The 25,782-nt window shown below is 70.4% G+C and carries 23 protein-coding genes, 1 tRNA gene and 1 pseudogene; 21 read left to right on the forward strand and 4 right to left on the reverse strand.

What is annotated here, in order from left to right; all coding sequences use genetic code 11:
* The first annotated feature begins 17 nt into the window (after window positions 1–17).
* The 6 genes from DVS28_RS00160 to DVS28_RS00185 all read left to right on the forward strand — a co-directional run bounded on the left by DVS28_RS00160 (window position 18) and on the right by DVS28_RS00185 (window position 6,345).
* Window positions 18–449, forward strand: coding sequence for a DUF350 domain-containing protein (locus DVS28_RS00160; protein ID WP_114589644.1), 432 nt, complete (start codon window positions 18–20; stop codon window positions 447–449).
* Window positions 450–465: 16 nt separating this feature from the next.
* Window positions 466–2,031: a polyamine aminopropyltransferase gene (locus tag DVS28_RS00165; RefSeq protein ID WP_114589645.1), complete on the forward strand. Its 1,566-nt coding sequence runs from the start codon at window positions 466–468 to the stop codon at window positions 2,029–2,031.
* Window positions 2,031–2,867 (forward strand): potassium channel family protein, encoded by an 837-nt coding sequence (locus DVS28_RS00170; protein ID WP_114589646.1) that lies wholly within the window; start codon window positions 2,031–2,033, stop codon window positions 2,865–2,867. Before DVS28_RS00165 ends, DVS28_RS00170 begins: the two co-directional genes overlap by 1 nt.
* 214 nt (window positions 2,868–3,081) lie before the next feature.
* Window positions 3,082–3,747, forward strand: a complete 666-nt coding sequence (locus DVS28_RS00175; protein ID WP_164709732.1) for a TetR/AcrR family transcriptional regulator — start codon at window positions 3,082–3,084, stop codon at window positions 3,745–3,747.
* A gap of 1 nt (window position 3,748) precedes the next feature.
* Window positions 3,749–4,693, forward strand: a complete 945-nt coding sequence (locus tag DVS28_RS00180; protein ID WP_114589648.1) for an ABC transporter ATP-binding protein — start codon at window positions 3,749–3,751, stop codon at window positions 4,691–4,693.
* Entirely contained in the window at window positions 4,693–6,345 is a 1,653-nt protein-coding gene (locus DVS28_RS00185) for an ABC transporter permease subunit (protein ID WP_114589649.1), read from the forward strand. Before DVS28_RS00180 ends, DVS28_RS00185 begins: the two co-directional genes overlap by 1 nt.
* Window positions 6,346–6,474: 129 nt before the next feature.
* On the opposite strand, the gene DVS28_RS00190 is transcribed toward DVS28_RS00185, so the two are convergent.
* Window positions 6,475–7,128 (reverse strand): hypothetical protein, encoded by a 654-nt coding sequence (locus tag DVS28_RS00190; protein WP_114589650.1) that lies wholly within the window; start codon window positions 7,126–7,128, stop codon window positions 6,475–6,477.
* Window positions 7,129–7,245: 117 nt separating this feature from the next.
* Here DVS28_RS00190 and DVS28_RS00195 point away from each other — a divergent pair.
* The 8 genes from DVS28_RS00195 (at window position 7,246) to ggt (ending at window position 16,758) form a co-directional block, all read left to right on the forward strand.
* Window positions 7,246–7,329 (forward strand) — tRNA-Leu (locus DVS28_RS00195).
* A 255-nt stretch (window positions 7,330–7,584) separates the two neighbouring features.
* Window positions 7,585–8,664, forward strand: coding sequence for a cell wall-binding repeat-containing protein (locus DVS28_RS00200; protein WP_114589651.1), 1,080 nt, complete (start codon window positions 7,585–7,587; stop codon window positions 8,662–8,664).
* A 382-nt stretch (window positions 8,665–9,046) separates the two neighbouring features.
* Window positions 9,047–9,718: an alpha/beta fold hydrolase gene (locus DVS28_RS00205; RefSeq protein WP_216826298.1), complete on the forward strand. Its 672-nt coding sequence runs from the start codon at window positions 9,047–9,049 to the stop codon at window positions 9,716–9,718.
* A gap of 36 nt (window positions 9,719–9,754) precedes the next feature.
* Window positions 9,755–10,852, forward strand: coding sequence for a diacylglycerol/lipid kinase family protein (locus tag DVS28_RS00210; protein ID WP_216826299.1), 1,098 nt, complete (start codon window positions 9,755–9,757; stop codon window positions 10,850–10,852).
* Between the two features lie 99 nt (window positions 10,853–10,951).
* On the forward strand, window positions 10,952–12,043 hold the full coding sequence (locus DVS28_RS00215; protein ID WP_114589654.1) for a spore photoproduct lyase family protein: 1,092 nt from the start codon (window positions 10,952–10,954) through the stop codon (window positions 12,041–12,043).
* A gap of 123 nt (window positions 12,044–12,166) precedes the next feature.
* A complete protein-coding gene (locus tag DVS28_RS00220) occupies window positions 12,167–13,027 on the forward strand; it encodes a flagellin N-terminal helical domain-containing protein (protein ID WP_114589655.1) in 861 nt (286 codons plus the stop codon).
* A 60-nt stretch (window positions 13,028–13,087) separates the two neighbouring features.
* On the forward strand, window positions 13,088–14,110 hold the full coding sequence (locus tag DVS28_RS00225; protein ID WP_114589656.1) for a sodium:calcium antiporter: 1,023 nt from the start codon (window positions 13,088–13,090) through the stop codon (window positions 14,108–14,110).
* A gap of 53 nt (window positions 14,111–14,163) precedes the next feature.
* Complete coding sequence (gene ggt, locus DVS28_RS00230) at window positions 14,164–16,758, forward strand: gamma-glutamyltransferase (protein WP_114589657.1); 2,595 nt, start codon at window positions 14,164–14,166, stop codon at window positions 16,756–16,758.
* A 64-nt stretch (window positions 16,759–16,822) separates the two neighbouring features.
* On the opposite strand, the gene DVS28_RS00235 is transcribed toward ggt, so the two are convergent.
* Entirely contained in the window at window positions 16,823–18,001 is a 1,179-nt protein-coding gene (locus DVS28_RS00235; protein ID WP_216826300.1) for an IS30 family transposase, read from the reverse strand.
* A gap of 204 nt (window positions 18,002–18,205) precedes the next feature.
* Between DVS28_RS00235 and DVS28_RS00240 the strand changes: the two genes are divergently transcribed.
* Window positions 18,206–18,568, forward strand: a complete 363-nt coding sequence (locus tag DVS28_RS00240; protein WP_114589658.1) for a (2Fe-2S) ferredoxin domain-containing protein — start codon at window positions 18,206–18,208, stop codon at window positions 18,566–18,568.
* A gap of 46 nt (window positions 18,569–18,614) precedes the next feature.
* Complete coding sequence (locus DVS28_RS00245; protein ID WP_114589659.1) at window positions 18,615–18,920, forward strand: thiamine-binding protein; 306 nt, start codon at window positions 18,615–18,617, stop codon at window positions 18,918–18,920.
* Between the two features lie 23 nt (window positions 18,921–18,943).
* Here the strand turns inward: DVS28_RS00245 and DVS28_RS00250 are convergent, their stop codons facing one another.
* Window positions 18,944–19,975: a zinc-binding dehydrogenase gene (locus tag DVS28_RS00250; RefSeq protein ID WP_114593907.1), complete on the reverse strand. Its 1,032-nt coding sequence runs from the start codon at window positions 19,973–19,975 to the stop codon at window positions 18,944–18,946.
* Window positions 19,976–20,046: 71 nt separating this feature from the next.
* Complete coding sequence (locus DVS28_RS00255) at window positions 20,047–20,592, reverse strand: hypothetical protein (protein WP_164709735.1); 546 nt, start codon at window positions 20,590–20,592, stop codon at window positions 20,047–20,049.
* 226 nt (window positions 20,593–20,818) lie between these two features.
* On the opposite strand from DVS28_RS00255, the gene sqr reads away from it, so the two are divergent.
* The 5 genes and pseudogenes from sqr to katG all read left to right on the forward strand — a co-directional run bounded on the left by sqr (window position 20,819) and on the right by katG (window position 25,725).
* Window positions 20,819–22,108 (forward strand): type III sulfide quinone reductase, selenoprotein subtype, encoded by a 1,290-nt coding sequence (gene sqr / locus DVS28_RS00260; protein ID WP_114589661.1) that lies wholly within the window; start codon window positions 20,819–20,821, stop codon window positions 22,106–22,108.
* The gene (locus tag DVS28_RS00265; protein WP_114589662.1) at window positions 22,105–22,419 is read left to right on the forward strand and encodes a TusE/DsrC/DsvC family sulfur relay protein; all 315 of its coding nucleotides are present in this window, start codon (window positions 22,105–22,107) and stop codon (window positions 22,417–22,419) included. Before sqr ends, DVS28_RS00265 begins: the two co-directional genes overlap by 4 nt.
* Before the next feature lie 9 nt (window positions 22,420–22,428).
* A pseudogene (locus DVS28_RS00270) lies at window positions 22,429–22,931 on the forward strand (DsrE/DsrF/DrsH-like family protein).
* Between the two features lie 116 nt (window positions 22,932–23,047).
* Window positions 23,048–23,470: a Fur family transcriptional regulator gene (locus DVS28_RS00275; protein ID WP_114589663.1), complete on the forward strand. Its 423-nt coding sequence runs from the start codon at window positions 23,048–23,050 to the stop codon at window positions 23,468–23,470.
* A 50-nt stretch (window positions 23,471–23,520) separates the two neighbouring features.
* Window positions 23,521–25,725, forward strand: coding sequence for a catalase/peroxidase HPI (gene katG, locus DVS28_RS00280; RefSeq protein ID WP_114589664.1), 2,205 nt, complete (start codon window positions 23,521–23,523; stop codon window positions 25,723–25,725).
* Window positions 25,726–25,782 lie beyond the last annotated feature (57 nt).

Below are 25,782 nucleotides of genomic sequence, written 5' to 3' on the forward strand. Positions count from 1 at the left end.
CGAAAGGCCCACAAGCGATGATCGACATGGCAGCCATCCTCGCCGACGCCTCCGAGGGCCTGGCCTGGGGCGTCCTCGCCCTCGTCCTGCTCGCGGTCAGCTTCGGCGTCATCGACGTGATGACCCCCGGCAAGCTGGGCAAGCAGATCACCGAGGACCACAACCGCAACCTGATCATCGTGGTCGCCTCCGGCATGCTGGCCAACGCCATCGTGCTGGCCACCGCCATCGTGACCTCCGCCGACGGCTTCGCGCTGGGCCTGACGACTGCCGGCATCTACGGCCTGCTCGGCATCCTGCTGAACGCCGCCAGCTTCGGCCTGGTCGACGTCATCACGCCCGGCAAGCTGCGGGACACGGTGGCGGCGACCGAGCCGACCCCGGTCGCGTGGTTCGTCGCGGCCAACCACGTCGCCGTCGGCATCGTGGTCGCCGCCGCGATCAGCTAGGGGCGCGGACCCGACCGTGGCGACCCTGACCAGCCCCGCGGCGACCGACGCCCCCACGGGTCGTCGTGTCGGTCGGACGGCGCTGCTGTTCGTCGTCGCGGTCTGCGCGGCCTGTGGGCTGGTCTACGAGCTTGCGCTGGTCGCCACGGGCAGCTACCTGGTCGGCTCCTCGATCACCCAGACCAGCCTCGTCCTCGGCGTGGCGCTGGCGTCGATGGGCATCGGGGCCCTGGTCGCCAAGCGGCTGATCGGCCGGCCGGCAGCGGGGTTCGTCGCCGTCGAGCTGGTCCTCGGGGTCGTCGGGGCGTTCTGCGTGCCGGCGCTGTACACCGCGTTCGCGTGGCTGGGGCTGTACACCCCAGCCCTGCTGGTGGCAGCCGTTGCCGTGGGCACCCTGATCGGTGCGGAGATCCCGCTGCTGATGGCGTTGATCGGACGGCTGGGCGATGACGACCCGGCGTTCGTGGTGGCCGACATGTCCGCCGCGGACTACGTGGGCGCGCTGGTCGGTGGGCTGGTCTTCCCGTTCCTGCTGCTCCCGGTCTTCGGCCTGCTGACCGGATCGTTGCTCGTCGGTGCGGTCAACGTCACCGCCGGGTTGGCCACGGGGCTGGTGCTGCTGCCCGACCGTCGACGGTGGCTGCTGGCGGCCGGGGTGGTCGCCCTGGGGCTGATCGGCCTGATGCACGTCAAGACGGGCGACTTCGAGCTGACCGCCCAGCAGAAGCTGTTCCGCGATCCGATCGTGCTGCACGAGCAGACCGCCTACCAGGACCTGGTCATCACCGAGTCCACGACCCCCGACGGACCCGACACCCGGTTGTTCCTCGACGGTGACCTGCAGTTCTCCACCCTCGACGAGCACCGGTACCACGAGGCGCTCGTGCACCCGGCGATGAACGGGCCGCACGACCGGGTCCTGATCCTCGGTGGCGGCGACGGCCTGGCGGCGCGCGAGGTCCTCGGCTACGACGACGTGGAGTCGGTCACGCTGGTCGACCTGGACCCGGCGGTGGTTGCGGCCGCCCGCACCGTCCCGAGGATCGTCGAGGCCAACCGGGGGTCCCTCGACGACCCGCGCCTGGAGGTCGTGCACGACGACGCCTTCACGTGGGTACGCGACGGCGGCAGCGGGCCGGTCGACGTGATCGTGGTCGACCTGCCCGACCCCGACACCGTGGACCTGGCCAAGCTGTACAGCGTGGAGTTCTACGGGATGGCCGCCGGGCTGCTGGCCCCCGGCGGGCGCATGGTCGTGCAGTCCGGCAGCCCCTACTTCGTGCCGTTGGCGTTCTGGACCATCCAGGCCACCGTCGAGGACGCGGGGCTGGCCACCGTGCCCTATCACGTCGACGTGCCGACCTTCGGGGACTGGGGCTTCGTGCTCGCGACGTTCGGTGGGGAGCCCGCCCTGCGCATCCCCGGCGATGCGCCTGCGTTGCGCTTCCTGACCGACGAGGTGCTGGCGGCCGCCGCGGTGTTCCCGCCGGACCGTCTGCCCGACCCGGCGTCCGTCGAGGCGTCGACGCTGCTGGACCCCGTCATCGTCGAGGCGGCCCGCTCGGGCTGGGCGGGATACTGATGGGCCGCCTTGCCGTCATCGCCTCGGCTGCGGCCGCGGAGGTCCGGACCCAGATCAACGTCGACGACATGGACCTCGATCGGGCGTCGTCGATCGGCCGGATGCTGCGCTGGGCGTGGGAGGCGCTGATGATCGCGGCGGCCGTCCTGGCGGTGTTGTGGTTCAACCGCGACGACCAGGTGGCGGTGACCACCCAGTGGGCGATCTGGGGCCTGTTCCTGACCGACTACCTGGCCCGGCTGGCCGTGGCGCAGAACCGACGGCAGTTCGTGCGGACCAACGTCATCGACCTGGTGGCGATCATCCCGCTGGACCTGCTTCGTGGCTTCCGGGCGCTCCGGGTCCTGCGGATCGTGCGGTCGGGCGTCGTCATCTGGCGGGTCCTGCGCACGACGAGGGACGTCCTGACGACCAACCACACCGGGTCGTTGCTGATCGTCGCCGCCGGGCTCGTGGTGGTCGGTGGGACGCTGGTGTCCACCATCGAGCCGGGCATCGACGGGATCGGTGACGGCGTGTGGTGGGCGGTCGTGACGGCGACCACCGTCGGCTACGGCGACATCTCTCCGGTGACGGGCGCCGGTCGGGGGATCGCGACGTTGCTCATGCTGACCGGGATCGGCGTGCTGGGGTCGGTGACGGGTTCGATCGCGACCTACGCCGTACGGCTGGGGAACCGGCCCGACACCGACCCCGACGATCCCGACGTCGCCCACACCATCACGCGACTGACCCACTGGGACGAGCTGACCGTCGAGCAGCGCGTCCGCCTGACCAGCCACCTGGCCGAGCTGGCCGCCGACCCCTCCACCGGCCCGGACACCCCCGCCGACTGACCCGGTCCGTCGCGTCCCGAGGGCCGGCGCGCCCCCAGGGTCGGGAGTGCCCCGAGGGCCGGCGCGCCCGGCGCGCTCGGCGCGCTCCGGGGGCCGGGAGTTGTGCAGCTCGGCCGGGGGGCCGGCCCTGCTGCACCTTTGCCCTGACGTGCTGCGCAGCTCGGCGGGGAAACCGGCCTTGCTGCACATTGAACATTCGTTTAGCATGTTGAACATGCGTTCAACCGATGATCGTTCGACCAAGGCGCGGATCCGGGACGCGGCCATCGACGTGGTCGCCGAAGCCGGCCCCTCGGCGCTGACGGCTCGAAGCGTGGCCACCCGGGCCGGCGTCTCGGCCGGGTCCGTCATCCACCACTACGGGTCGATGGAGGAGCTCCGCGACGTCTGCGACACCCACATCGTGGGAGAGGTCCGCCGCCTGAAGACCGAGGCGATGGCCCAGGGGGCACAGGTCGATCCGATCGCCGCGCTTCGTGATGCCTCGGACGGACCGCCGCTGATGGCCTACCTCGCCCGCACGATGGTCGACGGGACGCCGCGGGTGACCGCCCTCGTCCGCGAGATGGTCGACGACGCCGTCGTCTACATGAAGGCCGGAGCAGCAAGCGGCCTGCTGAACGAGCTCGACGACCCCGAGGGCTGCGCGGCGGTCCTGACCATCTGGTCCCTGGGCGCGCTGGTCCTGCACGACCACGTCAAGGCCCTGCTCGATGTGGACCTGCTGAGCCCGTCGCTGCAAGCGGACCCGACCTACATCCGCCGCTACATGGCTCCCGCGTTCGAGCTGCTGAGCGGCGGCATGGTGACCGACGAGGCCGCCGCCGGGATCACCGCCGCCATCGCGGCCACACAGACCACCACCACGGAGGACAGCTGACATGAGCGACACCCCAGCGATCCAGACAGTCGGCCTGACCAAGGACTACGGCGACTTCCGGGCCCTCGACGGCCTCGACCTCGAGGTCCGCCGTGGCGAGGTCTTCGGCTTCCTCGGCCCCAACGGGGCCGGCAAGACCACCATGATCCGCACGATCCTGGCCCTGCTCCGGCCCACCGCTGGATCGGCCTCGATCCTGGGCATGGACAGCCACCGCCAAGCGGTCGAGATCCGCCGGCACATCGGCTACCTCCCGGGCGACCTGTCGATGTACCCCAACCTGACGGGCCACGACACCCTCACCTACTTCGCGAACCTGCGGGGCGGCGTCGACTGGTCGGTCGTCAACGGGCTGGCTGAGCGGCTGGACGCCGACCTGACCAAGAAGGTCGGCGACCACTCCACCGGCAACCGGCAGAAGATCGGCCTCATCCAGGCCTTCATGAACACCCCCGACGTCATCATCATGGACGAGCCGAGCACCGGCCTCGACCCCCTGGTCCAGCAGGAGTTCCAGGCGATGATGCGCGAGGTGGCCGCCGCGGGCCGCACGGTCTTCCTGTCCAGCCACACCCTGTCGGAGGTCCAGCGTGCCGCCCACCGGGTCGGCATCATCCGCGGAGGGCTGCTGGTCGACGTGGAGTCCGTCACCGACCTGCGGTCCAAGGCGCTGCGCACGGTGGAGATGGCCTTCGCCGACCCCGTCGCCGCCGACGCCTTCTCGACTGTCGAGGGGGTCAGCAACGTCCGCGTCGTCGACCGGACCGTCACCCTCTCCTTCGAGGGGCACATGCAGGCCCTCATCGCCGAGGCGACCAGCGGCCGCCAGCTGATCGACATCTCGACCGGCGAGGCGGACCTGGAGGAGATCTTCCTCGCCTACTACCGAACCGACGGCCCCGACGACGTGCACCCCGCGGCAACCGATGCGGAGGTGCGGGCCTGATGCTCGGCAGCGTCTACGCCAAGTCCCTGCGTGACCGCTGGACCTCGGTGGCCGGTGCGGGCGTCGGCATCGGCCTGCTGCTGTGGATGGCCATGGCTGTGTACGCCGAGATCGACACGTCGTTCTACTACGAGCTGCCGGCGGCGTTCCTCGAGGCCGTCGGGATCTCCGCGGAGGTCGGCGGGATCGGCGGCATCGCCTACGGCGCCATGTACAACCTGATGGGCGCCATGACGCTGGCCGGTGTGGCCATCTCCTTCGGGGCCAGCGCCATTGCCGGGGAGGAACGGGCTGGGACGCTCGGGCTGCTGCTGGCCAACCCGCGCAGCCGCACCGACGTGACGGTGTCGAAGCTGGCGTCGATGGCCACCCTCCTCGCTGGAGGAGGGCTGATCTACCTCGGCGCCGCCCTGCTCGTGCCGGCCGTGCTGGGTGTCGACATCACCGGCATCCACGTCGCAGCGTTGATGCTGCACCTGACGGTCAACGCGCTGGTGTGGGGCATGGTCGCCTTCGCCATCGGCGGCTGGACGGGCAACCGCGGTGCGGCCGTCGGGGTGGCGGCTGGAACCATGGTCGTGTCCTGGCTGGCCACGTCGTTCCTGCCGTTGATCGAGGGCCTCGCCGACGTCGCGAAGGTCTTCCCCTGGTCCTGGTTCAACGGCAGCCAACCCGAGCTCAACGGCGTCGGCTGGGGCCACCTCGGCCTGCAGGTCGGGCTGTCCGTGGTCCTCGGCGCCGTGGCACTCATCGGTGTCCGCCGACGCGACCTGCGGGGCGCGAGCACCGGGACCACCATCCTCGACCGCTTGCGCACCAACCCACGGACCCAGGCCATCGTCGAGCGCCTGGCGGGGTCCGCCCGGGTGTCGGGGATCACCGCCCGAACGATCTCGGACCACCAGGCGCTGCTGTCGGTCGTGCTCGCGATCATCTTCTACATGGCGCTGCTCGTGGTGCCGATGTACAACCTGCTGCCCGACTCGATCGGCGAGGTCTTCAGCAACCTGCCGGACGCGATGATCGCGGCCATCGGTGGCGTCGACCTGTCCACGCCGAGCGGCTGGATCCAGGGTGAGCTGCTGGCGTCGGTCTTCCCAATCGCCGCCATCACGCTGTTCGCGTCGATGGGTTCGCGAGCCCTTGCGGGGGAGGAGGAGAACCGGACGATGGGGATGTTGCTGGCCAGCCCCATCTCCCGCAGGCGGGTGCTCGTCCACAAGGCCCTGGCCATGGTGGTCTTCGCCGTCGTCCTGGCCGTCGGCACGTTCGCCGGGTTGGCCATCGGCGTGCTGATCGCGGGGTTCGACCTGCCGATCGCCGGCGTCGCGGCTGCGTCGGTACTGGGCAGCCTGCTGGGCCTCGTCTTCGGCGGTGTCGCGCTGCTCATCGGTGCGGCGACCGGCCGGGTGAAGCTCGCGGTGTACGGCGCCGCCGGGTTGGGTGTGGTCGGGTACTTCGTCGACTCGTTCTTCCCCCTGGCCGAGTCCTTCGAGCCGTTCGCGGTGCTGAGCCCGTTCCACTACTTCCTGTCCAGCGACCCGCTGGTCAACGGGATGGCCTGGGGGCATGCCGGCGTGTTGGTCGGCATCTTCGTGGTGCTGGTCGCCGCGGCGGTCCCGCTGTTCGACCGGCGGGACCTCCGCGGCTGAGGAGATGTGCAGCTCGGCCAGCTGGCCGGCTGAGCTGCACCAGACGGTCGAGGGGTGGTGCAGCACGGCCAGCACGGCGGCCGAGCTGCACAACTCGGGTCGTGGTGGAGGGCCGGCCGTGGCGTCGGGTCAGCGCTCGATGGCCAGCGCGACCGCCGTGTGGGCGTCGCCCTGCTCGCCCGCCCAGGAGAGGGCGAGGTGGTAGGAGCCGGGCTCGAGGGTCGAGACGTCGATCAGGTTCACGCCCGGGTGCTCCTCGACCACGGTCAGCTCGGTGCGGTCGGCGTCGGCTGGCTCGGCGGCGGGGTCGGCCTCGTCCAGCGGCCAGGCGTAGGCGGTGACGGTGCCGGGTTCGTAGGTGACGACGAGCTGGGCGTCGGCCTTCAAGGGGTACTCCATCGGCGTCGGGGCTCCGTCGCTGCAGACGCCGGTGTCCTCGGTGGTCCAGCAGGAGGCGTACGGGTCGGCCGACAACGAGTCGGTTTCGGAGGAGACACCGAAGCTGGGTGGCTCGGCGAGCGGGCCGGGAGGGCCGGCCCCGTCGCCGATGCCGCCGTCGGGTTCGACGGGGATGGGCCCGTCGTCGATCGGGGCGGAGGAGTCGCCGGGGGCGCCGGCACCATCACCGATGCCGCCGTCGGGCTCGACGGGGATCGGGGCCTCGCTGGCGGTGTCGTCGTCGGCCGGCCCGCCGGCGCCGACCGCGGTGCCGTCGGCACAGGCGGTCAGGGCGAGCAGGAGGACGGACAGCAGGAGCAGTCGCGGGATGGTCAGTGTTGGCATGTCCCTTCCGACGCCGCTGACGGGGTGATCGTTCCATGTCCGGGAGGGCGGAAATGTGAGTTGGCCGACACGCCGGGGCCTCGCTACACTCTCCGTTCCTCACTGCGATGAGGCCACGGGCGAGTGGCGGAATTGGCAGACGCGCACGGTTCAGGTCCGTGTGGACTTAGGTCCTTGGGGGTTCAAGTCCCCCCTCGCCCACCCACAGTCGGATTCTCCACCGGCCAGCACCCGTCACCTCGTGACGGCCTGACCGTTCCGTCGGACCACTCTCCGACGTCGATCGGTCCACGCACCCATCCGGTGCCGACGCCACACCGGTGGTCTGTCACCGCCGCCGCTGCCCTCCCCCGCGGGTGTTCCCGTCCCCGAACGATCGGCAAGCTTCCCCGGGCCGGCGAGGGTCACGGGATAGGGTCCGGCGCCCAAAAGTCCCTGACCCACGGAGAAAATCGCATGCACCGCTCCACCCGACGACTTGCCACGACGCTGGTCGTCCTGACTGTCCTGAGCCTGTTCCCCAGCGTCGCCCACGCCCAGCCCCAGGCCTTGAGGCGCGCGGCAGACGTGGGCAGCGGCCAACCCGTGGAGGCTGCGCTCGCCGTGTCCCAGGAGGTGTTCGCCGACGACAGCGCGCCGGCAGTGGTCCTCGGACGCAGCGATGACTTCGCCGACAACCTCGGCGGCGCGGTGCTGGCCCGGACCCTGGGCGCTCCGCTGCTGCTGAACCCGTCCGACAGCCTGGACGAGCGCGTCCGCGCCGAGATGGACCGCGTCCTGCCGCCCGGGAACTGCGCCGAGCTGGTGGACCGCGGCGAGTTCGAGGTCTACATGCTCGGTGGGACCAACGCGCTGTCGCAGGAGATCGAGGACGAGCTGTTCGGGGAGTACTGCTACAAGAGGGTGAGCGGACCCACCCGTGTGGAGACGTCGCTGCAGGTTGCCGAAGAGGTCCTGCACATCCGCGAGAACCGCGGCGAGACCGGCGAGCCCGAGCTCCTCATCGCGCGCTCCGACAACGCCGTGGACTCCGCCACCGGGGGGGCGTACGGAGGCATGTTCGGTGCCCCGGTCCTGGTGACCCCGTCCCACACGCTCCACCCGGACATCGGTCGCTTCATCAACCTGGGTGTCAGCTCCGTCACCCTGCTCGGCGGTGAGGCTGCCCTCAGCGCCGAGGTCGAGGCCATGGTCAACGAGGCGCTCAGCGACCAGGAGATCGTCGCCACCAGGCTGGCCGGTGCCTCCCGCGACGACACGGCTCGCGTCATCGCCGAGGACTTCGCCGCGCGCAGCAGCGGCATCGACGCGGTCACGCTGGTCAACGGGTACGTGGACGACGCCTGGGTCCTGGCGTTCACCTCCGCCGCGGTCAACACTGGCGAGCCGGTGCTCTACGTGGCCGCTGACGACCTGCTGGAGACCACCCGGTCGTTCATCGGGGCCCAGGCCCCGCTCAGCACGGTGAGCGCCTTCGGCGACAGCAGCCTCGTGTCCGACGTGGTCCTGCAGGAGGCCGCCAGCGCGGCCGGCTGATCGTTCGTGGTCGGTCGTCGGAGGGGTGTCCCACCGGCGGCCGACCCGCTCTGCTACCCGCCCGCCGCTCGGGCCCGAGGGGCGTCGGTGGGCGCCGTGGCCCCCTCGGACGACCGCGGTTGACCTCCGTGGCAACGGACCGCATGCCGGGCCCTCGACCACGCGAAGGACCTGCCGTGACCCTGCACCAGGGCCGTGGTGGCGAATCCCACACGTACGAGGCAGCAAGTCCGCGCGCCGATCGCGCGGTTCGTAGGCTGAGTCGGAGGAGGTCGGCGTGGACGTGTTCGGATCGTTGAGGCGGCAGACAGGACGCGGCGCGATTGCCTCGATCCGAGGGGGCATGTGGGTGGCGACCCAGGTGGTGCGGAAGGCAGAGTCCTTGGCCAGCTCGCTGGACACCGATACCCGGCACGCACTGCGCAACGGGCCGCCCGGCGAGGTGGTGGACCTCAACCGGGACGACGGCGCCCGAGTTCGGGTCCACCTCGCTGGCGACCCGAACGGTGACGTCGTGGTGCTGACGCACGGCTACGGGTTGACCGCAGCGTCCTGGAACCTGGTGGCGACGCCACTGGTCGAGCAAGGGTTCCGCGTGGTCACGTTCGACTGGCGAGGACACGGCGGCTCATTGGACGACGACCGCCACGTCACGACCGACGAGTTGGTCAGCGACCTGCGCACCGTGCTCGAGCACCTCGAGGCCGACGACGCGTTGCTCGTCGCCCACTCGACCGGCGGGTTCATCACGCTCGCGACGCTGGTGGAGCACCCGGAAGCCGCTGACCGGCTGCGCGGACTCATCCTCGTCGCGACGCTGGCCGGTGACCTGTTCGACGGGGCGCCAGCCGACGCCGTCGACGGAGCCGCCACCCGCACGAGCGTGCCGGCACGGCTGCTGCGCAACAGCACCCTCGGCCTGCTGCTCGGCGGCTTCGCGCAGGGCGCCGGGGTGTCCTCAGCGGTGTCCGAGGAGCTCCTCGACGAGTTCGCCCGCACAAACCACCATGCGCTCGCGACGCTGATCGGTGAGCTGTCGAACCGCAGCTACTAAGGACGGCTGCACCGGATCGACCTGCCGGCCATCGTCGTGGTCGCCGGCAGCGACAGCACCACCCCGTCGGGACACGGCAGGTCCATCGCCAACGAGATCCCCAACGCTCACCTGGTGACGGTCGATGGTGCGAGCCACCTCCTGAACTGGCACCGCCCGCAGCGCATCGTGGAGCTCGTGGTTGACTTCGACGCCGTCACCCGGCCGCCCGAGGACGCCCCCGATCGCCGCAGCGCCCTGGTCGTGCTGAACCCGGCGTCGGGTGACCACGACGCCGACGAGACCCAGCACGCGATCACCGAGACCCTGGGAGCCGACCGCGTCGACGTCGAGGTGCGGCGCACCGAGGGAGAGGGGGACGCGCGGCAGTGGGCCGCAGAGGCCGCGAGACAGGGCAGCCACGACATGGTGGTCGCCGTCGGCGGCGACGGCACGGTCCGAGAGGTCATCTCGGGGGTGGCGTCCGCCGACGGCGGCGTGACGGTCGGGATCGTGCCGACGGGGACCGCCAACCTCCTCGCCCGAGCCCTCGCCATCCCGGTCGACGACCCCGGTGCGGCCGCGCAGGTTGCCGCCGGCGCTCGCGCGCGTGACCTCGACGTGCTGCACCTCCTGGACCGCGACGAGCACGCGGTGCTCATGGTGGACGCGGGCTTCGACGCCGAGCTGGTGCGCGACGCCTCCCGCGGTGTCAAGAACGTGCTCGGCTCGCTGGCCTACGTGCTGGCCGGGCTGCGCAACACCGTCGGGCTCGACGAGCGCCACCTCGAGCTCGAGGTCGACGGCGAGCGACGCACGGTCCGGGGCCACTCCGTGCTCTGCCTGAACATCGGACGCATCGGGCAGAGCGTCATCGTCGATGCCGACATACGACCGGACGACGGTCGGCTGCACGTCGGGATCGTCCGACGCGCCACACCATGGCACGTGCTGACGACAGCAGCAGGCATGACAGCGCTCGGTCGCGACGCCCATCCGAACACGGAGTGGGTTTCGTGCCGGCGGCTCCGGCTCGAGGCCGAACCGGCGCTCGAGCTGCAGGTCGACGGCGATCCCGCCGGCCAGACGCCCGTCGAGCTCGAGGTGCTGCCGGCGGCCGTCAGGGTTGCGGTGCCCGAGCGCAGCAGCCGCTGAGCCGGGCGAACGGGCCGCGTGGTCGGGGCGCGGGGCCGGCACCAGACGGGACCGGGGTGCGGTCCGGGCCACACGCACACCGTCGCTACGCTGGGGCGGATGGGAGCAGACCCTGTTGACGGGACCGGAGCCGACCTCCACCGGCTGCTCGACGTCCGGACGATCTACCTGCAGCCGGCAGTCCTGGACCTGCCGACCGGCCGACAGGTGCTCGACCGATTCCCCCATGCCGAGCGCATCGAGGTGGAGGGACACCAGGGCATCGCGGGGCTGCACGGCAACGAGGGCAACGCCGAACGCTGGATGGCGGTCAAGCGGCACGCCCTCGTCCTCGGTGTGCTGTCCTCGCCGAGGGTGCGGCCAAACGGGCGCTCGGCGGACTTCATCGCCCCGTCGCTGGCCAACGGGTGTGCGATGGCGTGCGCCTACTGCTACGTCCCGCGCCGCAAGGGCTACGCAAACCCGATCACCGTGTACTGCAACACCGAGCGGATCCTGGCCACCCTTCGCCGGCACGCCGACAAACAGGGTCCCAAGACCACACCCAACCAGTGCGACCCCGACCGCTGGGTCTACGACCTCGGGGAGAACAGCGACGCGTCGGTGGATGCGTTGCTGTCCGACGCCACACGGCAGGCCGTGGGGCTGCTGCGCGACCACCCCCACGCCAAGGCCAGCTTCGCGACCAAGTACGTCAACCGGGACCTGCTCACCTGGGACCCCGCGCAGCAGCGCATCCGGTTCTCGCTGATGCCCGCCGCCATGGCTGGCCTGCTGGACCTGCGAACCAGCCCGATCTCGCAGCGCATCGCGGCCATCAACGACTTCGTCGACGCCGGATGGGAGGTCCACCTCAACTTCTCGCCCGTGGTGCTCCACGAGGGGTGGCAGGCGGAATGGGCACCGCTGCTGGAGGAGCTGGCCGATGTGCTGTCCCCGGCTGCCCGCGCGCAGCTGGCCGCCGAGGTCATCATGCTGACCCACAACGCCGACCTCCACGAGGTCAACATGCGCTGGCACCCCAAGGCCGAGGACGTGTTGTGGCGCCCGGACATCCAGGAGGTGAAGCGCTCGCAGAGCGGTCAGGTCAACGTGCGCTATCGGACCGGCTGGAAGGGACAGTGGGTGCAGCAGTTCCGCGACCTGGTGGACCAGCACCTGCCCGGATGCCGGATCCGGTACGCCTTCTGATTCGCTCGGCCCCGACATCGTCGCCGGTACGAAGTTGCTCAGCTCGGCGGCCAACCGTCCGATCAGAGATGTGCGAACCACCCAAGGACGGGTGGTGCGAACCCACTCACGGAGGAGGCGGGCATGCGCATCAACAGCAACTTGATGAGCGTCAACGCGCACAGGAACCTTTCACAGACACAGAACGCGCTCGGGAAGAACCTCGAGAAGCTGTCGTCGGGTCTTCGGATCAACCGGGCCGGCGACGACGCCGCGGGCCTCGTGATCAGCGAGAACCTGCGCAGCCAGGTCGGGGGCCTCGCGGTCGCTGGTCGCAACGTCCAGGACGGCATCTCCCTCGTGCAGACCGCCGAGGGGGCGCTGAACGAGATGCACGGCATGCTCCAGCGCATGCGTGACCTGGCCGTCCAGGCCAGCAACACCGGCGCCAACGGCGGCTCGGGCGGGGCGTCGGTCGCGGCCGCACAGGCCGAGGTCGACCAGCTGCACGACGCGATCCAGCAGATCAACGCCACCACCCAGTTCAACGGCGCCAACGTGCTCGACGCCGGGACCTTCACCTTCCAGGTCGGGGCCAACGGCGGCGAGACACTGAGCGTCTCGGTCTCCACCTTCATGGACGTCAACTTCCTCGGCACCGGCGCCAATGAGCTGATCTCCGACCTCAAGTCCGGCGGTGTGGCCGACTTCGACTCCTCGGCCACCGCCGCCAGCGACGCCATCGGGATCATCGACGACGCGATCGCCCAGGTCTCGGCGCAGCGCGCCACGTTCGGCGCCACGCAGAACCGCCTGGAGCACACGCTCAACAACCTGCAGGTCGCCAGCGAGAACCTCGCCGCCTCGGAGTCCCGTATCCGGGACGTCGACATGGCACAGGAGATGACGGCGTTCACCCGCAACCAGATCCTGTCCCAGGCCGGGACCGCGATGCTGTCCCAGGCCAACGCCGTCCCCCAGGGTGTGCTCTCGCTCCTCGGGTAGTCCTTCGGGGAGGTCACGGCCACCCCGGTTCAGCCGCGCGTCGCGGGGTAGGACCGGTGGATGACCTCCCCGTCATGGGCCCTCGGATGGGCCATCGCCGCGCTGCTCCTTTCGGGCGGCGTGCTGGTCACCGCCGGTGTGCGGCTGACCAAGGTCGTCGACGACCTTGCCGATCGCCTCGGCATCGGTGAGGCGATGGCCGGGGCGGTGCTCCTTGGCGCCGCCACGTCCCTGCCCGGCCTGGTCACCACCGTCGTCGGTGCGGTGTCCGGCGATGCCGGGTTCGCGGTCTCCAACGCCGTGGGTGGTATCGCCGCGCAGACGACGTTCCTCGCGATCGCTGACATGGCCTACCGCCGCACCAACCTCGAGCACGCCGCCGCCTCGGTACCCAACATGGTCCAGGCGCTGGTGCTGACCAGCCTCATCGGGGTGGTGCTGGCCGCCACCGGGAGCCCCGAGGTGACCGTGCTGGGCATCCACCCGGCCACGGTCCTGCTCGTGGGCCTATACGTCTACGGCCTGTCCCTGGCAAGGCGTGCCCATCGCGCACCGATGTGGGAGCCCGCACGAACCGAGGACACCGTCGTCGACGAACCCGACGAGGAGGGCCTCGACGCCTCGACCCGTCGGCTGGGTGTCGAGTTCGGTGTCCTCGCGTTGGTCGTGGGCGCCACGGGCTGGGTCGTGGCGACGGCCGGTCTGTCGATCGCGGCAGGAACCGGTCTGTCCGGCTCGCTGGTCGGTGCGCTGTTCACCAGCGTCATCACCTCCCTCCCCGAGCTCGTCACGGTCGTGACCGCCGTGCGCATCGGGGCGTTGACCCTCGCCGTCAGCGACATCATCGGTGGCAACACCTTCGACGTGTTGTTCGTCGCCGCCGCCGACGTGGCGACGCGCGAGGGATCGGTCTATCACCTGGCCGACACCCGGGCGGTCTTCCTGATGGCGCTGACGGTCGTGATGACCGCGGTCCTCGCCGCCGGGATGCTCGAGCGAGAGGAACGCCACATCGGCTTCGAGGGCGTCGGCATCCTCCTCCTCTACTCCCTCGGTGTGGTGTCGCTGATCGTGCTGGGCTGACCAGCGGGTGGAGGGGAGTTGGCCCGCACGTCCGCGCCCGGTACAACCAGCCGATGGCACGAACGTCCGTCAGTCGCGTCCTCGTCCTCGCCGTGGTCCTGCTGGTCGGGCTGCAACCCGGCCTGGCGGTGGCCGCGGAGGGCAGCCAGTACCAGCCGGTCGTCCGTGGCCACGGCGGGGTCGTGGCGACCGAGTCCTTCGCCGCCGGACAGGTCGGGAGGGACGTCCTGGACGCCGGGGGCACGGCCGTCGACGCGGCGATCGCCACCGTGTTCGCCCTCAACGTCGCCCGTCCCCAGTCGTGCGGCATCGGGGGCGGCGGGTTCGCGGTCGTCCACCAGATCGACGGCGAGGTGGCCGCGCTGGACTTCCGCGAGACCGCACCCGCGGCCGTCACCCCGGACACCTTCGGTGGCCTCGGGCTGTACCAGGCGTTCACCGGCCACACGACCGTCGGCGTGCCCGGCACCGTGGCCGGCCTCTGGGCCCTCCACCAGCGGTTCGGGACCGTCGACTGGGCCGACCTCGTCGCCCCGGCCGAGGGCCTGGCGCGAGATGGGGTCGAGGTGCCCCAGTCGCTGTCGGAGGCCATGGCGGTCGCGGCCCCTCGCCTGCGTCTGTTCCCTGCCGCTGCCGAGCAGTTCCTCGTCGGCGGCCTGACCCCGTACCCGCCCGGGGCGACGCTGGTCCAGCCCGACCTGGCCGACACCCTCGCCCTGACAGCCGAGGACGGACCGCCCGCGTTCTACACCGGACCGATCGCCGAGCGCATCGTGGCCGACATGGCCGACAACGCCGGTGCCTACCCCGGCGACGACGGCTTGATGACCGCCGAGGACCTGGCCGGCTACGAGGCGAAGTTCCGCGAGCCCCTCGTCGCCGACTACCGCGGCAACACGGTCCTGGCCATGCCGCCGCCCACCTCGGGCGGGATCGCGGTGGTCGAGATGCTCAACATCCTGGAGAACTTCGACCTGACCGCGGCCGGGCAGTCCAGCGCAGATCACCTGCACCTGGTCGCGGAGGCCCAGAAGATCGCGTGGGCCGACCGCGGTGCCTACGTCGCCGACAGCGACTTCGTGGACGTCCCCGTCGACCTGCTGACCAGCCAGGCCTACGCCGACCAGCGCGCCGCCGAGATCGACCTCGACAGCGCCGGCAGCTACGAGCCGGCTGACCTCGAGGGGGACCCGCCGGCGGACGGCGTGGACAACAACCCGATGGGCAACACCACCCACCTGTCGGTCATCGACGCGGCCGGCAACGTGATCGCCCTGACGTGCACGATCGAGCAGGCCTTCGGGTCCGCGGTCGTCGCCCCGGGAACCGGCTTCCTGCTGAACAACGAGCTGACCGACTTCTCCGGCGCCGGCACCGCCAACGAACCCGGACCCGGCAAGCGGCCCCGCTCCTCCATCTCCCCGACGATCGTCCTGCGTGACGGCCGCCCGGTGATGGCCGTCGGCGCCGCCGGCGGGGCGACCATCATCATGGGCTCCCACCAGGCGGTCGTGAACGTCCTCGACTTCGGCCTCGACATCGCCCAGGCGATCGACGCCGAACGCCTCGACGCCAGCACGGCGGACATGCAGCTGGAGAACGTCCGGGTCCCCTTCGACGTCCAGGCCGAGCTGATCGGCCGCGGACACCAGATCGTGCCCAACGGCGAGTACGGGGCCCTCCCCCGCGTGCAGGCCATCGGTGTCGACGCGACGACCCGCGAGCACCTCGGCACCAGCGACTCCCGGACCGACCAGGCCACCTACGCCCAGGAATCGGTGGTGCTCCGGGCCGCTGGGCCCGACCGGGTCGCCACGGCGGTCGCGATCAGCCAGCAGACGTTCGGCCGGGCGGGGACGGTTGTCCTGGCGGCCGGGTTGATCGACGCGCTGGCCGGCGGGCCCTTGGCCTTCGCCGAGGGGGCGCCGCTCCTGCTGACCGGCCCCGACGCCCTCGACGATCGGGTCCTCGCCGAGTTCGAGCGGCTGGACGCCGAACGGGTCATGGTCCTGGGCGGCGAGGCCGCGGTGTCGCGCGCCGTGACCGACGCCCTCGATGCGGCCGGCCTGTCGGTCGACCGTGTCGCCGGTCCGGACCGCTTCGCCACGGCGGCGGCCATCGCCGAACGGCTCGGTGGCGACGAGGCGTTCGTGGCCAGCGGCCGCGCCCCGGCCGATGCACTGTCCGTCGGGCCGCTCGCCGCGATCACCGGTCAGCCCATCCTCCTGGTGGAGCGGGACTCGGTCCCGGCCGTCACGGCCGCCGCGCTGGAGGGGCGGAGCGCCACCACCGTGGTCGGTGGTACGGCTGTCGTCGACGAGGGGGTCGAGCGTGCGCTGCCGAACCCGACGCGCCTGGCCGGCGTCGATCGGTTCGCCACCAACGACGCCGTGCTGGCCGCCAGCGTCGACGCCGGCCTGCGCACCGTCCGTCGCTGGATCGCTGCGGGAGGGGCCACGGCCGACGCGCTGGCCGCAGGCCCGGCCGTGGCGGCCGACGGGGCGACGTTGCTGCTGCTCGACCCCACCGACCCCCTCCGCGGGCTGGAGGACACCCAGCGGGTCACCCTCCTCGGCGGCAGCGCCGCGATCCCCGACGCCCTGGAGGAGACGATCCGCGCCGCCCTGCGAGACGCGGGGGAGGAGTAGGCGACGGTCGCGCCGGGCCGGAGCAGTCCCCCACCCCTCGCGTGTCGGCGAACCGGCCTTGATGTCAACCGGTGGGTGCAACAAGTTGGGCGAGTTGGGCGGCTGGTGTCTTCCAGCCGAGGGTTTGTCGGGGGCGGGTGTTGAGGCTCTCGGCGAAGTCGTTGAGGTTCGCTTGGGTGTGGACTGACAGGTCGGTGCCCTTGGGCATGTACTGGCGCAGCAACCCGTTGGTGTTCTCGTTGGAACCGCGTTGCCAGGGCGAGTGGGGGTCGCAGAAGTAGACGGGCACGTCGGTGTCGATGGTGAACTGGACGTGCTCGGCCATCTCGATGCCCTGGTCCCAGGTGATGGACCGCCGCAGGTGCTCGGGCAGCCCGGTGATCGCGGTGGTCATGGCATCGCGCACCGTCGCGGCGGTCCGGTCGCCATCGAGGTGCATCAGCATCACGTAGCGCGTGGAGCGCTCCACAAGGGTGCCCACCGCGGACTTGCCGTCCTTGCCGATGATCAGGTCGCCCTCCCAGTGACCGGGCACGGCACGGTCCTCCACCTCCGCGGGCCGCTCGCTGATCATCACCATGTCGTGCATGCGTGGCCGGGGAGACCGACCGGAGGGGACCCGCTTGGCCCGACCGGTCCGCAGGCACGACGTCAGCTCGCGTCGCAGCTCGCCCCGCCCCTGGACGTACAGCGACTTGTAGATCGTCTCGTGTGACACCGTCATCGACTCATCGTCGCCGAACCGCTCCTTGAGATCTGCAGCGATCTGCTGGGGCGACCACAGTCTGCGCAGGCCGTGCTCGACGAGGCCGGCCAGCTCCGCGCAGCTGGCGAGCTTGGTCGGCTTGGCCCGCCGTGCCTGCTCGTGGGCACGCTTGTGGGCAAGCATCGGCCGGTAGGCCTCACGGCCACCGTTGCGGTCCACCTCGCGCCACACCGAGGACTTGTGCCGGCCGACCCGATCGGCGATGGCCTGATAGGTCTCGCCCCGACCGATCCCCAACCGGATCTCCACCCGATCATCAAGCGACAACCGGTGCGGTGAGGGATCAGTCGCAAGCTCTGCCCGCAACACCCCACCGAACGGCTTGAGCACGTTGAGGAAGCTGCCCACGGAGATGTCGACCTCCTCAAGGATCTGCCGGCGGCCCTGACCGGCTCGTGCCCGACGGATCACCTCCGCCCGCACCTCATCAGGCAACCGCAACCACCGCTTCTCACCCTTGGCCCTCGACCTCACCATGACCTACCGCCTCCACCTCGAAGTGTCGTGTTGCAACGAAGTCTTGAGGCTGCCGGCCACATGTCGTGATCGGCCGACACGCCCCGGGTCCGGTCGGCCCACCCCACCCCTCGCGTGTCGGCGAACGGGCCACATGTCGTAATTGGCCGACACGCGTCGCTCGTGCCGACCACCACGGCCCCTCCCTCGCTACCATCCGCCCCGATGTCCGCCGACGACGAGACCCTCACCGCACGTGCCCGGAAGGCGCGCGTGGACTCCATGCAGCGACACGTGCTGGTCTGCACGGCGGGCGACTGCCCGTCGGGCGAGGCGGTTGCCACGGCGATGAAGCACGGCGTCGCCCTCGCCGGGGCACGGGATCGGATCGGCGTGCTCGAGACCCTCTGCACCAGCATCTGCAAGGGCGACGGCGCCACCGTGGTCGTCTACCCCGAGGGCACCTGGTACGGCTCCGTCGACGTCGAACTGGCCGAGCGCATCGTGGCCGAGCACCTCCTCGACGGGCAGGAGATCAGCGACGAGGTGTTCCTCCGCAACCCCTTGGGGGACCCACCTTCACGCTGATGCGTTGCGGGACGCATGGTTGTCGTCGGTGGCCTACTGTGGCCGCATGATCGTGGCGTTCAGCATCTCCCCAACCGCCGGCGACGACGACGGCGGGGTGTCAGCGGCTGTGGCCGAGGCCGTCCGGGTCGTCCGCGAGTCGGGCCTGCCGAACGAGACCAACGCCATGTTCACCAACATCGAGGGGGAGTGGGACGAGGTGATGGCCGTGGTCAAGCGTGCCGTCGACGTCGTCGCCGCCACCTCACCGCGGGTCGGGCTGGTCCTCAAGGCCGACATCCGCCCCGGGCACGAGGGCCAGCTGGCCGCCAAGGTCCAGCGCATCGAGGAGCACCTCGACGGCACCGGCTGACGCACCTCCCGGAGGACTGCCGGTCAGGGGACGATGACCAGCTTGCCCTCGAAGTCGCCCCGGGCGAACCGCGCCTGGGCCGCGTGGATCTCCGCCAGCGGGTACTCCTCTGCCACCGACGGGAGGACCGAGGCGTCCCGGGCCGCCTGGACCAGCGCGGCGAACTGCTCCGGGGTGTGCAGCGTCGAGCCGATGATCCGGCGGTTCGGCAGGTACAGCTGGCGCAGGTCGAGCTGCACGTTCGGGCCGGCGATGGCCCCGGCGATCACCAGGGACCCGCCGGGGGACAGGGTGCCGAGCACCTGCCCGAACGCCGGCCCGCCGACCACGTCGGCGACGACGTCCACACCGCGGCCCTCCAGCACCTCGCGGACGGCATCCCCGAGGTCGCCCTCGCCCCGCAGGACGAGGTGGTGCGCGCCCGCCGTCCGCACCGCGTCGGCGTGACCGGCGCTGGTGACGGCGACGACCTCGGCCCCACGCGCCGCACCGAGCTGGACCAGCGCCGTTCCGACCCCGCCGGACGCACCGGTCACCAGCAGCACCTGGCCGGCCGCGACCCCGGCGCGCTCCAGCATCCCCATGGCGGTCCCGTAGGCGGTCGGCAGGCAGGCGAGCTGCGCGTCCGACAGCGGGCTGTCGCTCACGTCGTGGGCGTGGCTGGCATCGACCACCACGTACTCCGCGAACGCCCCGTCGCGTTCTGATCCGAGGAACGCCTGGAGTTCACCGGCGTCGTCGAACCACGCGGGGTCGATCAGGACCCGTTGGCCAACGCTCCCCCGGTCGCCGCCCGGGCCGATTGCCACGATGCGGCCGACCGCGTCACCACCCTGGATGCGAGGGAAGTCCAACGGCACACCCCGCCAGCCAGCGACCGCATCCGCGTCCTCGGCGCTGCCGTAAGCACCCTCCCTTGACCACAGGTCGGTGTTGTTGATCGCCGCAGCCGCCACTCGGACCAGCACCTCACCGGTCCGGGGTTGCGGGACGACGACGTCGCGGACCTCGATGGCGTCGGGGCCGCCGTGCTCGGTCAGGACCGCGGCGCGCATGCTGTCGGGTGGGGTGTTCACCCCGACGCAGCCTAGGGTGTCGGGCCCCGGAGCCCGTGCCGACGACGGTCCTACTCCACGGCCCAGTCCACGAAGGTCGGTTCACCGGTCGCGGGGCGCGAGAGGAACGTCACCGTGGCCACGTCGGTCCCGGGGTCGACCACGAAGAGGGTGCAGTCCTCGAGGGTCTCCCCCGGGGCCAGCTCGCCGTCCTTCACGTCGACGCACGGTCCTTCGGGGTCGCCGCCCTGTCCGCCGGAGAAGTCCAGGACGATCGTCGGCGAGATCAGGGCATCGGTGTCGTCCTCCAACGCCACCCGCATGCCACGACCGACGGTTTCCGACCCGGTGTTGGTGTAGCGCGCGTCGACGTAGAACGGCACGAGGTCCTGCTCGTCGTCGTCGAACTGCAGGCCGGACGCCACGAGCTCCGCCACGGTGCCCTGCCGGACGCCCAGGACGGTCACCTCCAGGTCGGTGGTGACGTTCGTGGTGTCGTCGGTGTAGGCGACCGCGACGGACGTACCGAGCGGCGAGGCCGAGGTCCCACCACCACAGGCGGCAAGCAACAGCCCGAAGATCGCTGCACACGGCAGCACGATTCGACAGTCACGCATGACCGGCCCCTCCTGGTCCACACGCCCGACGCGGTGCGGTCGGGACGACGCGCAGACCAACGGCGGAACGGTACTCCTGCGGCCGCGCCGACGGAAGGGGCAGGAGCGGTCGCGCTCGCCTCGCGTCGGGACCTTCGTCGCGACGGTCCCGGGACCTCCGGCACGTCCCGATGGCGCAACCGGAACCTACGGTCGGCCTCGACGAAACACTCCGAAGGGACACGTGATGGGCAAGCTCCTCGTACTCGGTGCGGGCACGGCGGGAACGATGGTCGCCAACAAGCTGCGGCAGCAGCTGACCGACGACTGGACCATCACGATCGTCGATCAGGACGACACGCACCACTACCAGCCGGGCTACCTGATGCTGCCCTTCGGCACCTACACGCCGAAGCAGATCGTGCGTCGTCGTTCCCGGTTCATCGGCGACGGCATCGACCTGCGGTTCGGCACGGCCGACCGAATCGACACCGAACGGTCCGTGGTCGAGATGCGGGGTGGCGAGACGCTGCCCTACGACCAGCTGGTCATCGCCACCGGCGCGGGCATCCACCCCGAGGAGACCCCCGGGATGATGGAGGAGGAGTGGCAGCGGTCGGTCTTCGACTTCTACTCCCTCGAGGGCGCGACGGCGCTGCGCGACAAGCTGAAGACCTTCACCGGTGGACGGCTGGTCGTCCACATCACGGAGATGCCGATCAAGTGCCCGGTGGCGCCGCTGGAGTTCGCATTCCTCGCCGACGACCACTTCACCGAACGGGGCATCCGCGACGCGGTCGACATCACCTATGTCACCCCGCTCGACGGGGCGTTCACCAAGCCGGTCGCCTCAACGCACCTCGGCGGCATGCTCAGCGACCGCAACATCAACCTCGAGACCGACTTCATGGTCGAACGGATCGACAACGACGCCAAGGCGCTGGTGTCCTACGACGAACGCGAGATCCCCTTCGACCTGCTGGTCACCGTCCCCCTCCACATGGGCGCGGAGTTCGTGGGCCGCAGCGGCCTGGGTGACGAGCTGCGCTTCGTCAAGGTCGACAAGCACACCCTGCAGGCCGTCGGGCACGACAACATCTTCGCGCTCGGCGACGCCTCGAACATCCCCGCATCCAAGGCCGGGTCGGTCGCGCACTTCGCCGCGGAGATCTTCACGGAGAACTTCCTCGACCACATCGCGGGTCGCCCGATGGCGAAGTCCTTCGACGGCCACGCCAACTGCTTCGTGGAGTCCGGCGCCGGCAAGGGCCTGCTGATCGACTTCAACTACGACACCCAGCCGCTGCCGGGCACGTACCCGCTGGCCGGCGTCGGGCCCCTCGCCCTCCTGAAGGAGAGCCGCCTGAACCACATCGGGAAGCTGGCGTTCCGCTGGATCTACTGGCACATGCTGCTGCCCGGTCGACGCCTTCCGGTCCCGGCGCTCATGTCGATGCGCGGAAAGCTTCCCGCTCCCGAGATCCCCCAGACCACCGGCGAGACGTTCGCCCAGCCCCAGAAGGAGCGCACCCCGTGAGCACCGCAACGATCGTCGGCCGCGAGATCCACGTCAACGACGAGGGTTTCATGACCGACCACACCGAATGGACCGAGGACGTCGCTCGTGCGCTGGCCGCCAACATCGGCATCGAGCTGACCGACGCCCACTGGCAGGTCCTCCGTTTCGTCCGGCAGGACTACGACGCAGAGGGCGAGAGCCCCACCCTGCGCCGCGTCGCCAACATCGGCGGCGTGCCGACCAAGCAGCTGTTCGCCCTGTTCCCCAAGAAGCCCGCCAAGAAGATGTCCTACATCGCCGGGGTCCCCAAGCCCGTCGGCTGTGTCTGAGGAGGCACCATGACCGCTGTTCTTCCAGTCCCGTCCTTCGACGACACCGACCAGGAGGGTCGCAAGCTCGTCATCATCTGCTCCAAGGGCTCCCTGGACATGGCCTACCCGGGCCTGGTGCTGGCCAACGCCGCGCTGGGTGAGGGCATCGAGACCCACCTGTTCTTCACGTTCTGGGCTTCGACATGATCAACAACAAGACCATGGATCACCTGGCGTTCAACCCGGTCGGCAACCCGGCGACCCACATGCCGACCGCGGTCATGGGCCTGCCCGGCATGCAGGCCTTCGCGACCCACATGATGCGCAAGCAGATCGAGGGCCTCGACCTGCCGACCGTGCCGGAGTTCATGGAGCTCATCACCGACGCCGGTGGCCACCTGTGGGCCTGCCGCATGTCGGCGGACATGATGCACTTGACCGAGGACGACCTCTACGACCGCGTCGAGGGCATCATCAGCGCCTCGGACTTCATGGAGATCTCCGAAGGGGCCCAGACCCTGTTCATCTGAGCACCGATCATCCGAACGGCTGTCCAGCGCCGGCGAGTCACCCGACCCGCCGGCGTTGTCGCATTCGTTGCCACGGATTATTGACAGTGTCCAAGGTTGGACGCAGACTACGGTTCGTGCTCAGCGACCCGACGGCGTCCCTCCGGACGCATGGACTCCAGGTCACTGCCCAACGCCTGGCGGTGCTCCGAGCGGTCGACTCCTGCCCGCACATCACCGCCAACGGCGTGGCCGAGGCCGTCCGCCACGAGATCGGGACCATCTCCCGCCAGTCGGTGTACGACACCCTTGCCGTGCTCGTCGACAACGGGATGATCCGGCGCATCCAGCCGGCCGGGTCGGCCACCCGTTACGAGGGTCGGGTCGGGGACAACCACCACCACCTCGTGTGTCGCAGCTGCGACCGCGTGGTGGACGTCGACTGCGCCGTGGGGGAGGCCCCCTGCCTGACCCCCGACGACGAACACGGCTTCGCGCTCGACGAAGCCGAGGTCGTCTACTGGGGCCTCTGTGGCGACTGCCGACACGTCGCGAGCTGAGCCGTTCGCAACCCGCAGACACCGAGATACCGCAACACAACGGAGACGTCATGACCGAGAGCAAGAAGAACAGCCCCGAGTGGGGCTCGCTCACCTCCGGTGAGTTCCAGTCCAACGAGAAGTGGTGGCCCAACGCGCTGAACCTGCGCATCCTCCACCAGCACCACCCGGACTCCACGCCCCTCGGCGTCGAGTTCGACTACCGGTCGAACCTGGAGAACGTCGACATCGACGAGCTCACCAGGGACGTCGACGCGCTGATGACGGACTCGCAGTCGTGGTGGCCTGCGGACTGGGGTCACTACGGCCCGTTCTTCATCCGCATGTCCTGGCACGCCGCAGGGACCTACCGGGTCAGCGACGGTCGCGGTGGCGGGGGCACCGGTGCCCAGCGCTACGCCCCGCTGAACTCCTGGCCCGACAACGGCAACCTCGACAAGGCCCGTCGCCTGCTGCTGCCGATCAAGCAGAAGTACGGCAAGGCCATCTCCTGGGCCGACCTGTTCGTCTTCGCCGGCAACCGTGCGCTGGAGACCATGGGCTTCCGCACCGCCGGGTTCGCCTTCGGTCGCGAGGACATCTGGGCGCCCGAGGACGACATCTACTGGGGTCCCGAGAACGAGTGGCTGTCGACCAACGACGACCGCTACACCGGCAGCTTCGAGGACGGCAACCGCCTGCTCGACAACCCGCTGGCCGCCGTCCAGATGGGCCTGATCTACGTCAACCCCGAGGGCCCCAACGGGATCCCGGACGCGCAGAAGTCCGCCCAGGACATCCGCGAGACGTTCGGCCGCATGGCGATGAACGACGAGGAGACCGTCGCGCTGGTCGTCGGTGGCCACACCTTCGGCAAGATGCACGGCGCGTCCAAGCCGGAGTTCCACGGGCCCGAGCCCGAGGCCGCCGGCTTCGCCGACCAGGGGCTCGGCTGGGCCAACTCCCACGAGACCGGCCTCGGCGAGTACACGCTGACCTCCGGCCTGGAGGGTGCATGGACCCCGACGCCGACCACGTGGGACAACAGCTACCTCGAGACGCTGTTCGGTCACGAGTGGGAGCTCGTGGAGTCCCCCGCCGGCGCCAAGCAGTGGGAGCCAAAGTCGGTGCGCGAGGGCTTCATGGTCCCCGACGCCCACGTCGAGGGTCGTGAGAACAAGCCGGTGATGTCTACCGCCGACATGGCGATGCTGGCCGACCCCACCTACCTGGAGATCGCCACCCGCTTCCGCGAGAACCCCGCCGTGCTGGCGGACGCCTTCGCCAAGGCGTGGTTCAAGCTGCTGCACCGCGACATGGGCCCGGCCGAGCGCTACGTCGGTCCGCAGGTGCCCGACGAGACCTTCGTGTGGCAGGACAACGTGCCGGCCCACGAGGGCCCGATGATCGGCGACGCCGAGATCGCGGAGCTCAAGTCGACCATCCTGGGCAGCGGCCTGACCACCGCCCAGCTCGTGAAGGCCGCGTGGGCGTCGGCCTCGACCTATCGCACCACCGACTTCCGGGGCGGCGCCAACGGTGCCCGCATCCGCCTGTCGCCGATGTCGGAGTGGGACGCCAACGTCACCTCCGGCGTCAACCAGGTCATCGCGAAGCTGGAGGAGATCCAGCAGGCCTTCAACGGCAAGGGTGGCCCCCAGGTCTCCCTGGCCGACCTCATCGTGCTCGGTGGCTCGGCTGCCGTCGAGGCGGCGGCGAAGGCTGCCGGCCACGACTTCACCGTGCCGTTCACGCCGGGTCGCACCGACGCGGACCAGGAGTCGACCGACATCGAGTCCTTCCAGTGGCTCGAGCCGAAGGCCGACGGGTTCCGCAACTACCAGCAGAAGCAGGGTGGCATCCCCAGCGAGCACCTGCTGATCGACAAGGCGTTCATGCTGAACCTGACCGCGCCGGAGATGACCGCCCTCGTGGGTGGCCTGCGCGTGCTGGGCGCCAACGTTGGCGACGAGGGCTACGGCGTCTTCACCGACCGTCCGGGCCAGCTGACCAACGACTTCTTCGTCAACCTGGTCGACATGGGCACCAAGTGGCACTCCATCGGTGAGGCCGAGGACGTCTTCGAGGGCGTCGACCGCGAGACCGGCGCGCCGAAGTGGAAGGCCACCCGCGTGGACCTCGTCTTCGGTGCCAACAGCCAGCTCCGCGCCATCGCGGAGGAGTACGCGGCCGCCGGCGGCGACGAGCTGATGCTCGACGCCTTCATCCGTGGCTGGGTCAAGGTCATGGAGAACGACCGGTTCGACCTGGTCTGATCCGGGTTCCACCGACCCTCCCGGGTCGGTGACCGTCGAGAGGTGGGGCGTCGCTGC

Source organism: Euzebya pacifica (genome assembly GCF_003344865.1).
Taxonomy (GTDB): domain Bacteria; phylum Actinomycetota; class Nitriliruptoria; order Euzebyales; family Euzebyaceae; genus Euzebya; species Euzebya pacifica.

Bases quoted from the DNA above. Each gene is read 5' to 3' on its own strand.
- DVS28_RS00160 (WP_114589644.1), top strand. From the start codon at position 18: ATGATCGACATGGCAGCCATCCTCGCCGACGCCTCCGAGGGCCTGGCC.
- DVS28_RS00170 (WP_114589646.1), top strand. From the start codon at position 2,031: ATGGGCCGCCTTGCCGTCATCGCCTCGGCTGCGGCCGCGGAGGTCCGG.
- DVS28_RS00175 (WP_164709732.1), top strand. From the start codon at position 3,082: ATGCGTTCAACCGATGATCGTTCGACCAAGGCGCGGATCCGGGACGCG.
- DVS28_RS00180 (WP_114589648.1), top strand. From the start codon at position 3,749: ATGAGCGACACCCCAGCGATCCAGACAGTCGGCCTGACCAAGGACTAC.
- DVS28_RS00185 (WP_114589649.1), top strand. From the start codon at position 4,693: ATGCTCGGCAGCGTCTACGCCAAGTCCCTGCGTGACCGCTGGACCTCG.
- DVS28_RS00190 (WP_114589650.1), bottom strand. From the start codon at position 7,128: ATGCCAACACTGACCATCCCGCGACTGCTCCTGCTGTCCGTCCTCCTG.
- DVS28_RS00200 (WP_114589651.1), top strand. From the start codon at position 7,585: ATGCACCGCTCCACCCGACGACTTGCCACGACGCTGGTCGTCCTGACT.
- DVS28_RS00215 (WP_114589654.1), top strand. From the start codon at position 10,952: ATGGGAGCAGACCCTGTTGACGGGACCGGAGCCGACCTCCACCGGCTG.
- DVS28_RS00220 (WP_114589655.1), top strand. From the start codon at position 12,167: ATGCGCATCAACAGCAACTTGATGAGCGTCAACGCGCACAGGAACCTT.
- DVS28_RS00225 (WP_114589656.1), top strand. From the start codon at position 13,088: ATGACCTCCCCGTCATGGGCCCTCGGATGGGCCATCGCCGCGCTGCTC.
- ggt (WP_114589657.1), top strand. From the start codon at position 14,164: ATGGCACGAACGTCCGTCAGTCGCGTCCTCGTCCTCGCCGTGGTCCTG.
- DVS28_RS00235 (WP_216826300.1), bottom strand. From the start codon at position 18,001: ATGGTGAGGTCGAGGGCCAAGGGTGAGAAGCGGTGGTTGCGGTTGCCT.
- DVS28_RS00240 (WP_114589658.1), top strand. From the start codon at position 18,206: ATGTCCGCCGACGACGAGACCCTCACCGCACGTGCCCGGAAGGCGCGC.
- DVS28_RS00245 (WP_114589659.1), top strand. From the start codon at position 18,615: ATGATCGTGGCGTTCAGCATCTCCCCAACCGCCGGCGACGACGACGGC.
- DVS28_RS00250 (WP_114593907.1), bottom strand. From the start codon at position 19,975: ATGCGCGCCGCGGTCCTGACCGAGCACGGCGGCCCCGACGCCATCGAG.
- DVS28_RS00255 (WP_164709735.1), bottom strand. From the start codon at position 20,592: ATGCGTGACTGTCGAATCGTGCTGCCGTGTGCAGCGATCTTCGGGCTG.
- sqr (WP_114589661.1), top strand. From the start codon at position 20,819: ATGGGCAAGCTCCTCGTACTCGGTGCGGGCACGGCGGGAACGATGGTC.
- katG (WP_114589664.1), top strand. From the start codon at position 23,521: ATGACCGAGAGCAAGAAGAACAGCCCCGAGTGGGGCTCGCTCACCTCC.